The 9,757-nt window shown below is 48.9% G+C and carries 18 protein-coding genes and 1 rRNA gene; all 19 read right to left on the reverse strand.

Annotation, left to right across the window (positions count from 1 at the left end; all coding sequences use genetic code 11):
* Window positions 1-6 precede the first annotated feature (6 nt).
* The gene (rplR, locus tag BQ5453_RS05380; protein WP_022101002.1) at window positions 7-351 is read right to left on the reverse strand and encodes a 50S ribosomal protein L18; all 345 of its coding nucleotides are present in this window, start codon (window positions 349-351) and stop codon (window positions 7-9) included.
* Between the two features lie 17 nt (window positions 352-368).
* A complete protein-coding gene (rplF, locus tag BQ5453_RS05385) occupies window positions 369-938 on the reverse strand; it encodes a 50S ribosomal protein L6 (protein ID WP_022101003.1) in 570 nt (189 codons plus the stop codon).
* A gap of 15 nt (window positions 939-953) precedes the next feature.
* The gene (gene rpsH, locus BQ5453_RS05390; protein WP_071122416.1) at window positions 954-1,349 is read right to left on the reverse strand and encodes a 30S ribosomal protein S8; all 396 of its coding nucleotides are present in this window, start codon (window positions 1,347-1,349) and stop codon (window positions 954-956) included.
* A gap of 68 nt (window positions 1,350-1,417) precedes the next feature.
* On the reverse strand, window positions 1,418-1,720 hold the full coding sequence (rpsN, locus tag BQ5453_RS05395; RefSeq protein ID WP_022101005.1) for a 30S ribosomal protein S14: 303 nt from the start codon (window positions 1,718-1,720) through the stop codon (window positions 1,418-1,420).
* 9 nt (window positions 1,721-1,729) lie between these two features.
* Window positions 1,730-2,281 (reverse strand): 50S ribosomal protein L5, encoded by a 552-nt coding sequence (rplE, locus tag BQ5453_RS05400; protein ID WP_022101006.1) that lies wholly within the window; start codon window positions 2,279-2,281, stop codon window positions 1,730-1,732.
* Window positions 2,281-2,601 (reverse strand): 50S ribosomal protein L24, encoded by a 321-nt coding sequence (gene rplX, locus BQ5453_RS05405; RefSeq protein WP_022101007.1) that lies wholly within the window; start codon window positions 2,599-2,601, stop codon window positions 2,281-2,283. Before rplX ends, rplE begins: the two co-directional genes overlap by 1 nt.
* Before the next feature lie 20 nt (window positions 2,602-2,621).
* Window positions 2,622-2,987, reverse strand: a complete 366-nt coding sequence (gene rplN, locus BQ5453_RS05410) for a 50S ribosomal protein L14 (protein WP_022101008.1) — start codon at window positions 2,985-2,987, stop codon at window positions 2,622-2,624.
* A gap of 2 nt (window positions 2,988-2,989) precedes the next feature.
* The gene (gene rpsQ, locus BQ5453_RS05415) at window positions 2,990-3,256 is read right to left on the reverse strand and encodes a 30S ribosomal protein S17 (protein WP_074027642.1); all 267 of its coding nucleotides are present in this window, start codon (window positions 3,254-3,256) and stop codon (window positions 2,990-2,992) included.
* 2 nt (window positions 3,257-3,258) lie between these two features.
* Window positions 3,259-3,453, reverse strand: a complete 195-nt coding sequence (rpmC, locus tag BQ5453_RS05420; protein ID WP_022101010.1) for a 50S ribosomal protein L29 — start codon at window positions 3,451-3,453, stop codon at window positions 3,259-3,261.
* 2 nt (window positions 3,454-3,455) lie between these two features.
* Entirely contained in the window at window positions 3,456-3,881 is a 426-nt protein-coding gene (gene rplP, locus BQ5453_RS05425) for a 50S ribosomal protein L16 (RefSeq protein ID WP_009348414.1), read from the reverse strand.
* A gap of 22 nt (window positions 3,882-3,903) precedes the next feature.
* The gene (rpsC, locus tag BQ5453_RS05430; RefSeq protein ID WP_022101011.1) at window positions 3,904-4,632 is read right to left on the reverse strand and encodes a 30S ribosomal protein S3; all 729 of its coding nucleotides are present in this window, start codon (window positions 4,630-4,632) and stop codon (window positions 3,904-3,906) included.
* A 5-nt stretch (window positions 4,633-4,637) separates the two neighbouring features.
* Window positions 4,638-5,036 carry a 50S ribosomal protein L22 gene (rplV, locus tag BQ5453_RS05435; protein ID WP_022101012.1) on the reverse strand — a complete coding sequence of 133 codons (399 nt, stop codon included), beginning with the start codon at window positions 5,034-5,036 and terminating at the stop codon, window positions 4,638-4,640.
* A gap of 44 nt (window positions 5,037-5,080) precedes the next feature.
* On the reverse strand, window positions 5,081-5,350 hold the full coding sequence (rpsS, locus tag BQ5453_RS05440) for a 30S ribosomal protein S19 (protein ID WP_022101013.1): 270 nt from the start codon (window positions 5,348-5,350) through the stop codon (window positions 5,081-5,083).
* Window positions 5,351-5,383: 33 nt separating this feature from the next.
* Window positions 5,384-6,208, reverse strand: coding sequence for a 50S ribosomal protein L2 (gene rplB, locus BQ5453_RS05445; RefSeq protein ID WP_022101014.1), 825 nt, complete (start codon window positions 6,206-6,208; stop codon window positions 5,384-5,386).
* A 7-nt stretch (window positions 6,209-6,215) separates the two neighbouring features.
* Window positions 6,216-6,506 carry a 50S ribosomal protein L23 gene (gene rplW / locus BQ5453_RS05450; RefSeq protein WP_022101015.1) on the reverse strand — a complete coding sequence of 97 codons (291 nt, stop codon included), beginning with the start codon at window positions 6,504-6,506 and terminating at the stop codon, window positions 6,216-6,218.
* A gap of 15 nt (window positions 6,507-6,521) precedes the next feature.
* A complete protein-coding gene (rplD, locus tag BQ5453_RS05455) occupies window positions 6,522-7,151 on the reverse strand; it encodes a 50S ribosomal protein L4 (protein ID WP_022101016.1) in 630 nt (209 codons plus the stop codon).
* A 3-nt stretch (window positions 7,152-7,154) separates the two neighbouring features.
* On the reverse strand, window positions 7,155-7,772 hold the full coding sequence (rplC, locus tag BQ5453_RS05460; protein ID WP_022101017.1) for a 50S ribosomal protein L3: 618 nt from the start codon (window positions 7,770-7,772) through the stop codon (window positions 7,155-7,157).
* A gap of 593 nt (window positions 7,773-8,365) precedes the next feature.
* Complete coding sequence (locus BQ5453_RS05465; protein WP_022101018.1) at window positions 8,366-9,247, reverse strand: hypothetical protein; 882 nt, start codon at window positions 9,245-9,247, stop codon at window positions 8,366-8,368.
* A 429-nt stretch (window positions 9,248-9,676) separates the two neighbouring features.
* Window positions 9,677-9,757, reverse strand: a 5S ribosomal RNA gene (gene rrf / locus BQ5453_RS14770); the annotation flags it as partial.

Below are 9,757 nucleotides of genomic sequence, written 5' to 3' on the forward strand. Positions count from 1 at the left end.
TCTTAATTAGAATTTAAGTCCGCCTTTGCGGGCACCATCAGCAACTTCTTTAACACGACCATGGTAGAGGTAGCCGTTACGGTCGAAAACGACCTCGGTGATACCAGCAGCAATAGCCTTGGCAGCTACTGCCTCACCTACCTTGGCAGCCTGCTCCTTCTTAGGCATGGTCTCCATGCCGAGTGAAGAGGCTGATACGAGAGTTGAAGCGGTCTCGTCGTTGATAATTTGTACGTAGATCTGCTTGTTGCTGCGGAATACAGTCAAACGGGGACGAGCAGCAGTGCCAGAGATCTTATTACGAACCCGATATTTAATTTTTACGCGTCTTTGTTCTTTTTTCGTAGTCATAATCTTAGAGATTTAAATTACTTAGCACCAGCGGACTTACCAGACTTACGACGAATCTGCTCGCCCACATAGAGGATACCCTTACCCTTGTAAGGTTCAGGTTTGCGGAAAGAACGGATTTTTGCGCATACAAGACCGAGCAACTGCTTGTCGCAGCTCTCGAGAGAGATATACGGGTTTTTGTTTCGTTCAGACTTCGTCTCAACCTTGATTTCGGGCGGCAACTGAAGGAAGATGCTGTGAGTGTAACCCAAAGCGAACTCAACGAGGTTGCCCTGGTTAGACACACGGTAACCTACACCTACGAGTTCCATTTCCTTCTTGTAACCTTCAGAAACACCAACAACCATGTTGTTTACCAGGGCACGGTACAAGCCGTGGAAAGCCTGCTTCTGCTTCTGTTCAACAGTGTCGTTAGCTTCATCGATAGCGAAAGTGATTTCGTTATTCTCGATTGTGACGATGATGGAAGGATCAACAGCCTGGCTGAGCTCACCCTTCGGTCCTTTTACAGACACTACATTATCCTTCAGGGTAACTGTTACACCTGCAGGGATGTTAATCGGCAATTTACCTATTCTAGACATTTTGTTCCTCCTTTATTAGTATACGTAGCAAAGAACTTCGCCGCCGATCTTCAAGTCGGCAGCAGCCTTATTTGTCATTACACCCTTCGAAGTAGAGATGATGGCAACACCAAGGCCGTTGATAACACGGGGCATTTCGCGGTAGCCAGTATACTTACGCATACCAGGCTTTGAAACGCGAGTGAGGCTCTTGATAGCGTTCACCTTAGTCTGGGGGTTGTACTTGAGGGCGATTTTGATGGTGCCCTGAGCACCATCCTCCTCAAACTTGTAGTTGAGGATATAACCCTGATCGAAGAGGATCTTAGTGATATCCTTCTTCAAGTTTGACGCAGGCACTTCAACCACACGGTGCTTTGCCTGGATAGCATTACGCAAGCGCGTAAGATAATCTGCTATAGGATCAGTCATTTTAATTGAATTGTTTAATTAATCGGGGCTACCCCGACAATATTAAATAATAAGTGGATTGTTGTTCTTTACCAGCTGGCCTTCTTTACGCCGGGGATCAAGCCGTTAGAAGCCATTTCGCGGAACTGGATACGAGACAAACCGAAGAGGCGGATATAACCCTTAGGACGACCCGTAATCTTGCAGCGGTTGTGCAGACGGATAGGATTGGCGTTGCGAGGGATCTTCTGGAGCTTGCGAGCAGCCTCGTAAGCCTCCACGGGATCATTCGACTTATTGACAATTTCCTTGAGCGCTGCACGCTTGGCGGCGTACTTAGCGACGAGCTTGGCACGCTTAACCTCGCGTGCCTTCATTGACTCTTTTGCCATAGTTTCGAATTAGTTTTTAGCGTTTTTGAAAGGGAGACCAAATTCCTTGAGCAAAGCATAGCCCTCTTCATCAGTCGGAGCCGAAGTCACGAAGGTGATGTTCATACCAAGGATGCGGTCGATAGTATCGATGTTAATTTCAGGGAAGATGATCTGCTCCTGAATACCGAGCGTATAGTTACCGCGGCCATCGAACTTGCTTTCAATACCCTTGAAGTCGCGGATACGGGGCAAAGCCACGCGTACGAGCTTCTCCAAAAATTCGTACATACGTTCACGGCGCAGTGTAACCATTACACCGATAGGCATCTTCTTACGAAGCTTGAAGTTAGCAACGTCCTTCTTTGACACCGTAGCCACAGCCTTCTGGCCAGTGATGGCAGTGAGTTCGTTGATAGCCACGTCGATGATCTTCTTGTCAGCGGTAGCAATACCAAGACCCTGGTTGATAACGATCTTCTTCAGTGCGGGGATCTGCATTGATGAAGAATAGTTGAACTGCTTCATCAGAGCCGGGGCAATGCGCTCTGCATATTCCTTCTTAAGTTGTGCTGTATTCATTACTTAATCTCCTCTCCTGATTTTTTAGCGAAACGTACCAACTTGCCTTCATCGTTCTTGCGGCGACCGATGCGAGTGGGCTTGCCAGTCTTGGGGTCAACTACGTTCAGATTAGAAATGTGAATGGGAGCCTCCATCTTAACGATGCCACCCTGGGGGTTCTTTGCGCTTGGCTTCTGGCTCTTAGACACCATGTTAACGCCTTCAACGATAGCACGCTGCTTTTCTACGAGGACCTTGGTAACCTTACCAGTCTTGCCCTTGTCTTCACCGGCGTTTACATAAACGGTGTCGCCTTTTTTGATATGTAACTTACTCATTACTTTCTTTGAAATCTTGATTAAAGTACTTCAGGTGCCAAAGACACGACCTTCATGTTGACAGCGCGGAGTTCACGAGCCACCGGGCCGAAGATACGACTACCCCTCAGTTCGCCTGCATTGTTAAGGAGAACGCAAGCATTGTCATCAAAACGGATGTAGGAACCATCAGCACGACGGATTTCCTTCTTAGTACGTACGATCAAAGCCTTTGATACGGCACCTTTCTTAATATCACTCGACGGGATCACGTTCTTTACAGAAACGACAATCACATCACCGACTGAAGCGTAACGACGCTTCGTACCACCGAGAACGCGGATGCAGAGAGCCTCGCGTGCGCCGCTGTTGTCGGCAACTGTCAATCTTGATTCTGCTTGTATCATAATTATTTAGCTCTTTCTACAATTTCAACAACTCTCCAACGCTTAGTCTTGCTCAAGGGACGAGTCTCCATAATGAGCACTGTATCGCCCACGTTGCAGTCGTTCTTCTCATCATGAGCGTGATACTTCTTTGTCTTGGAGATGAATTTACCGTAAATGGGGTGCTTCTCTTTGAACTTAGCAGCCACAACAATGGTTTTGTCCATTTTGTTGCTAATAACAACACCCTGTCTTGTTTTTCTTAAGTTTCTAGCTTCCATCTGGACCATTATTACTTGTTAAGTTCGATTTCTCTCAACACTGTCTTCATCTGCGCGATCGTGCGACGAGCGGCCTTGATCTGTGAAGGATTTTCCAGAGGAGAGATGCTGTGGTTGAGCACCAACTGATTGTATTTTGCAACCTCTTCAGCAATGCGCTGTGACAGCTCTGCTGCGGGGATTTGACGAATTTCTGAAATCTTCATGCTTAGGCGTTTTTGTCGTAGTCGTGTCTAACAACGAATTTAGTAGTAACGGGCAGCTTCTGAGCAGCCAGGCGGAGAGCCTCCTTGGCCACTTCGAAAGGCACACCTTCGATTTCGAAGATGATACGGCCCGGAGTGATGGGGAATACGTAGCCCACGGGATCACCCTTACCCTTACCCATACGTACATCGGCAGGCTTCTTGGTGATTGGTTTGTCGGGGAAGATACGAATCCAGCTCTGACCCTCACGCTGCATGTAGCGTGTCATAGCGATACGGGCTGCTTCGATTTGACGACCGGTAAGCCAGTGCGTATCGAGGCTCTTGATGCCGAAGCTACCAAAAGCAAGCTGGTTGCCACGCTGTGCGTTACCCTTGCAACGGCCTTTTTGCGGTCTTCTGTATTTTGTTCTTTTCGGTTGTAACATAATACTCTAACTGAAAATCTGATTAGCGATTGTTGTTTCTCTTGTTGCGGAACTTGCGGCCACCGTTAAAGTTGCCGTTGCCACGTGACTCCTTCTCCTGAGTGAAGTTAGGAGCGAGGTCGCGCTTGCCATAAACTTCGCCACGGCAAACCCATACCTTGATACCGAGCAGACCCACCTTGGTGAGAGCCTCACACTGGCAGTAGTCGATGTCGGCACGCAGCGTGTGCAGCGGAGTACGGCCTTCCTTGAACATTTCCTTACGTGCCATTTCAGCGCCGTTCAAACGGCCGCAGATCTGCACCTTGATACCCTCAGCGCCCATGCGCATAGCGTTGGCAATAGCCATCTTGATAGCGCGGCGGTAAGCGATTTTGCCTTCAACCTGGCGGGCAATGCTCTTACCCACGATGTTAGCATCGAGGTCAGGCTTCTTCACTTCGAAGATATTAATCTGAACGTCCTTGTCGGTAATCTTCTTCAGTTCTTCCTTCAACTTGTCAACTTCAGCGCCGCCCTTACCGATGATAAGGCCCGGACGTGAGGTGCACACAGTGATGGTGATGAGCTTCGGAGTACGTTCGATAACGATACGAGATACACTGGCTTTAGCCAAGCGAGCGTCGAGATACTTGCGGATCTTGCTGTCTTCGAGGATATTGTCACCGAAGTTACGGCCACCGAACCAATTAGAATCCCAACCGCGAATAATACCAAGTCGGTTACTTATCGGATTTACTTTCTGTCCCATATCGATTAGTCATTTGTTTTAGTACCCACGAACAAAGTTACGTGGTTTGAACGTTTACGAATTCTATAACCTCTACCCTGCGGAGCCGGACGCATGCGCTTGAGCGTAACACCCTCGTCAACAAAAATCTTGGTTATATACAATTCGCCATCTTCAGCCTTGCGATCGTTCTTCTGTTCCCAGTTAGCGATTGCAGAACGCAACAGCTTTTCGAGTACTTCAGAAGCAGCCTTCTTAGAGAACTTGAGTGTGCCGAGGGCGCGATTCACCTCCATGCCGCGAACCATGTCAACAACATAGCGCATCTTGCGGGGTGAGGAGGGAACATTTTGCAATTTAGCAAAATATTGGGTCTTCAGGGCTTCCTTTCTTTTTTCAGCCGCTAATCTTTTTCTTGCTCCCATTATTTATTGTTTCTTTTTATTATCTGTGGATTGAAAGGTCCTGCTTACTTCTTCTTGTTACCAGCATGACCGCCAAACTTGCGGGTGGGTGCGAACTCACCGAGCTTGTGGCCGACCATGTTTTCAGTAACATAAACAGGGATGAATTTGTTTCCGTTGTGAACAGCAATGGTATGACCAACAAAGTCGGGCGATATCATTGAAGCTCTGGCCCATGTCTTCACCACGTTTTTCTTACCGCTTTCGTTCATGGCAAGAACCTTCTTTTCGAGAGAGACTGCGATGTACGGGCCTTTTTTAAGAGAACGACTCATAAATTCTTCTTGTTTTAGTGCTTGTTACGCTTGTTACTTTTTACGTCTTTCGATGATGTACTTGTTCGACTGCTTCTTAGGAGCTCTTGTCTTCAAGCCCTTAGCATACAAACCTGTACGTGAACGTGGGTGACCACCACTCTGACGGCCTTCACCACCACCCATCGGGTGATCAACAGGGTTCATTACAACACCACGGTTGTGCGGACGACGTCCCAACCAGCGTGAGCGACCTGCCTTACCTGAAGATTCGAGAGCATGATCTGAGTTACCAACGCTACCGATTGTAGCCTTGCAAGCACTGAGGATCTGGCGAGTTTCGCCTGAGGGCAACTTAATCACACAATACTTGCCTTCACGTGAAGTAAGCTGTGCAAAGTTACCAGCTGAGCGAACGAGCAGAGCGCCCTGTCCAGGACGGAGCTCAATGTTGTGGATAACGGTACCGACGGGAATGTTCTGCAAGGGAAGTGCGTTACCAACTTCGGGAGCAGCCTCGGCACCAGACATGAGCTGGTCGCCAACCTTCAATCCATTAGGAGCGATAATATAACGCTTTTCACCATCAGCATAGAAGAGCAATGCGATGCGAGCCGAACGGTTAGGATCATACTCGATTGTCTTCACAACTGCGGGTACACCATCTTTCTCACGCTTAAAGTCGATGAAGCGGAACTTTCTCTTGTGGCCACCACCAAGATAACGCATAGTCATCTTACCAGTGTTGTTGCGGCCGCCTGAGATGCGCTTACCGTAAACGAGAGATTTTTCTGGTACGGATGCAGTAATTTCTTCGAACGTACCAATAATCTTGTGTCTCTGGCCCGGTGTAGTGGGCTTAAATTTACGTACTGCCATTATTTATTTAGATATTGCTGTAGAAATCGATGGTTTCGCCCTCTTTGAGGGTTACGATAGCCTTCTTGAAAGCATTGCTGCGGCCACGCACGAGGCCGGCCTTAGTGTAGCGGGCCTTAGACTTGCCAGCATACTTGATTGTGTTCACGCTCAACACGCTCACACCATACAATGCCTCAACTTCTGCCTTAATCTGAAGTTTGTTAGCCTCAGGACGCACGATAAAACTGAATTGGTTCAGCTTGTCAGTAAGCGTATTGGCCTTTTCAGACACGAGGGGTTTGATAATGTATGCCATTTTCTGTTGCTATTATTACTTGTTTAAGACAGACTCGATTGCTGAAAGAGCGCTTTCTGTCACAACCATTGAAGCGGCGTTGAGCACACCATAAGTGTTGATGTCAGAGGCGATAGCCACCTTAGCGTTCTGAATGTTGCGAGCTGACAAATATACATTTTTATCGGCACCGGGAAGAACAAAGAGAACCTTCTTGTCAGCAACCTTAAGGTTGTTCAAGGTTTCAACAAAAGTCTTTGTCTTAGGAGCTTCGAAAGTAAAGTCCTCAACCACTACGATAGCATTCTCCTGAGCCTTGTAGCTAAGAGCGCTGCGGCGTGCGAGAGCCTTCATCTTCTTGTTGAGCTTGAAGCTGTAGTTACGGGGTTTCGGACCGAACACACGTGCACCACCTACGAGTACGGGTGAGTTGATATCACCACGGCGTGCGCCGCCACCGCCCTTCTGACGGCCGAGCTTGCGGGTTGAACCGCTCATCTCACTTCTTTCCTTCGACTTAGCTGTACCCTGACGCTGAGCAGCGAGATACTGCTTCACATCGAGGTAGATAGCGTGGTCGTTCGGCTCAATGCCAAATACACTGTCGTTCAGTGTCACCTTGCGGCCGGTATCTTCACCTTTGATATTGAATACACTAACTTCCATTGCTTACTTCTCGATAATTACGATTGAACCTTTGCAACCGGGAACAGAACCCTTGATAAGGAGCAGGTTATGTTCGGGGATTACCTTTAACACTTTCAGGTTTTGAGTAGTCACGCGGTCGCCACCCATCTGGCCACCCATGCGCAGACCCTTGAAAACCTTGGCGGGGTAAGAACAAGCACCGATAGAACCGGGCTTGCGCAGACGGTCGTCCTGACCGTGAGTGCTCTGGCCTACACCACCAAAACCGTGACGCTTCACAACGCCTTGGAAACCCTTACCCTTAGAGGTACCAATCACGTCTACAAAAGCAGCGTCATTGAACAGCTCTACTGTAAGAGTGTCACCCAGGTTCAATTCCTGATCAAAGCCCTTGAACTCAGCCAAGTGACGCTTGGGGGTAACACCAGCCTTCTTAAAGTGGCCCATCAAAGGAGCAGAAGTGTTCTTCTCCTTAGCTTCCTGGAAACCAACCTGAACGGCTGCATAGCCATCTTTCTCGACGGTCTTAATTTGCGTTACCACGCAAGGACCTACTTCGATAACAGTGCATGGCACATTCTGGCCCTCGGCACTGAAAACGGATGTCATTCCGATTTTTTTTCCTAATAATCCTGGCATTTCAGTCTTATGAAAATAATATGAAAATTGTTTTATGTTCCGTCGCCCAATGTCCCGTCTCAGGTATGGGTCGGAGGGTTATTACTAACCTGGGAGTCGCAACTCCCTCAAAACAAAGCAGTTTTCTTATGTTTCCTACTTTCGGTGTGCAAAGTTACCACTTTTTTGTTACACCACAAACATTTCCCACTTTTTTCTCTTAAAATCAACGATTTAAGCACCAAACACGCACCCTTCCACGCCACAATTACAATAATTAACACCCTGGCACCTCAAAAACCGCCCCACACACCGCCCCACACACCACAACACACAGCCGCAAGCACCCCCATCGAGGCTGCCCGCGGCTGCACATTCAGAGTGGTTCTAATAAGTCTGAAATAGCTCTTTGTACACTGTCCAAAGTGTGTTTTTGAAAGTTCGGGAGGGAGTATAGCGTGCCGTGTAACCGAACAAACTTTCAAAAAGACACTTCTGAGCGCCTGCAAATCCCCATTTCAGAATAGCAGAACTCTAAAAACAGAACTGTCAGAACCACCCTTACGCTACCAGGCCACCGCCCGCGCACAACAAGCGCCAGGCAGCCGCCACACCTATTCCTTAAATTCCCAGCGGAACGTGCTATAAGCACACGACGTGGGCAAACTCCCATCATAATGATACACATGGCGCCTGCCGTCACTTCCCATGAAGTAGAGCGCCACATCACGCACACGTCCGTCGGCAGGTATCGCCACGGACACAATCTTGGCAAACTCCGCATCGGGGCACTCCAGCAAATAGTTCATGATGTAACCGTCACGCTCACCAGCCGGCACCGTGGCAGGCACATTCATATACAGCACCTCGTACGTCACACGCCCGTTCTCCACATCACGTTCAAGCGACATCGACGGCTTCTTGTCGGCCACCTGGCTCACCACGAACGAGGCCGGTATCACATACGTATAACTTGGGTCGGTGCCTGCCACCATAAACTGCACAGTCCAGTTGTCACTGCCCGAAGGGTGACCCACCGTAAAGGGCAACATACGGTACTTGCCCGCCTCACGCACCTGGAACTGTGCGTCTGGGCCCTCAACCACCCCCATGCCGTCGGGGCCCTCCACCTCATAAGCCGGAGGCATGGTACACGTCTCAACAGGCTTGACACGCAGCAAACGGAAAAGGCTCTTCAGTGCCCATACACTCACATGCTGCCCCTTGGCCCCCACCGTCTCAATATTATACCACTTGGCATTGCCCGCACCAGCCAGCGCAAACAAATCGTCCTTGTAAGCACGCTTCACGGCCACCTTGGCAGCCTTGGCCGACGGCTTTGTCCGCATGGCCGGCCAATTACAACCGGCCACCACAAAGCTGCGCGGAGTTATCATGTTAAACGTAAAGCCTTGCGGCTGGGCCTTGACGCCCGCCACACCACAGAGCCACACCATGGCCGTGGCTATATAATAAGGTATAGTTGAATGTTTCATTGCTTTGTTACGTCAGTAAATGATAATAATATAATGTGTAATGCCACTGCAAATATACAAAATGATGAGCAAACACCAGTACCCGCTGTCGCAAGCAGAAGTGCAAATGTACAGATAAGCAATGCTTGCGTCCTGAAACAGCCTTTAACCTGTCAATCTGAATGAAAGCGCAAGCACTAAACGCTACCTCTAAACGCTAGTTCTAAACGCAAGCACTAATGGGGGCGACGCGTCCCGCGTCGGGCTAATTAAAGATCTACTAAATAATAACTGCATCTTTTCCCGACGCGGGACGCGTCGCCCCCATTAGTGGTAGCGTTTTGTGCTTGGGGAAGTGCAGATGAGTGTGCAGATGTGCAAACGCTCAGAGATGTTGGGACAATAAAAAGCCTCTCTCAGTTGTGACACTGAAAGAGGCTGTGAAAATAAAGTTGGCGGCGACCTACTCTCCCGCGGGTGTGCAGTACCATCGGCGCGGTTGGGCTTAACTTCTCTGTTCGGAATGGGAAG

It is taken from the genome of Prevotellamassilia timonensis (genome assembly GCF_900106785.1).
Classification (GTDB): Bacteria; Bacteroidota; Bacteroidia; order Bacteroidales; family Bacteroidaceae; genus Alloprevotella; species Alloprevotella timonensis.

Excerpts from the sequence above, each read along its gene's own strand:
- rplF (WP_022101003.1), bottom strand. The coding sequence starts at position 938 with ATGTCTAGAATAGGTAAATTGCCGATTAACATCCCTGCAGGTGTAACA.
- rpsQ (WP_074027642.1), bottom strand. The coding sequence starts at position 3,256 with ATGGTCCAGATGGAAGCTAGAAACTTAAGAAAAACAAGACAGGGTGTT.
- rplP (WP_009348414.1), bottom strand. The coding sequence starts at position 3,881 with ATGTTACAACCGAAAAGAACAAAATACAGAAGACCGCAAAAAGGCCGT.
- rplR (WP_022101002.1), bottom strand. The coding sequence starts at position 351 with ATGACTACGAAAAAAGAACAAAGACGCGTAAAAATTAAATATCGGGTT.
- BQ5453_RS05465 (WP_022101018.1), bottom strand. The coding sequence starts at position 9,247 with ATGAAACATTCAACTATACCTTATTATATAGCCACGGCCATGGTGTGG.
- rpsC (WP_022101011.1), bottom strand. The coding sequence starts at position 4,632 with ATGGGACAGAAAGTAAATCCGATAAGTAACCGACTTGGTATTATTCGC.
- rpsN (WP_022101005.1), bottom strand. The coding sequence starts at position 1,720 with ATGGCAAAAGAGTCAATGAAGGCACGCGAGGTTAAGCGTGCCAAGCTC.
- rplX (WP_022101007.1), bottom strand. The coding sequence starts at position 2,601 with ATGAGTAAGTTACATATCAAAAAAGGCGACACCGTTTATGTAAACGCC.
- rplD (WP_022101016.1), bottom strand. The coding sequence starts at position 7,151 with ATGGAAGTTAGTGTATTCAATATCAAAGGTGAAGATACCGGCCGCAAG.
- rplN (WP_022101008.1), bottom strand. The coding sequence starts at position 2,987 with ATGATACAAGCAGAATCAAGATTGACAGTTGCCGACAACAGCGGCGCA.
- rplV (WP_022101012.1), bottom strand. The coding sequence starts at position 5,036 with ATGGGAGCAAGAAAAAGATTAGCGGCTGAAAAAAGAAAGGAAGCCCTG.
- rplE (WP_022101006.1), bottom strand. The coding sequence starts at position 2,281 with ATGAATACAGCACAACTTAAGAAGGAATATGCAGAGCGCATTGCCCCG.
- rpmC (WP_022101010.1), bottom strand. The coding sequence starts at position 3,453 with ATGAAGATTTCAGAAATTCGTCAAATCCCCGCAGCAGAGCTGTCACAG.
- rplB (WP_022101014.1), bottom strand. The coding sequence starts at position 6,208 with ATGGCAGTACGTAAATTTAAGCCCACTACACCGGGCCAGAGACACAAG.
- rplC (WP_022101017.1), bottom strand. The coding sequence starts at position 7,772 with ATGCCAGGATTATTAGGAAAAAAAATCGGAATGACATCCGTTTTCAGT.
- rpsS (WP_022101013.1), bottom strand. The coding sequence starts at position 5,350 with ATGAGTCGTTCTCTTAAAAAAGGCCCGTACATCGCAGTCTCTCTCGAA.
- rplW (WP_022101015.1), bottom strand. The coding sequence starts at position 6,506 with ATGGCATACATTATCAAACCCCTCGTGTCTGAAAAGGCCAATACGCTT.
- rpsH (WP_071122416.1), bottom strand. The coding sequence starts at position 1,349 with ATGACTGATCCTATAGCAGATTATCTTACGCGCTTGCGTAATGCTATC.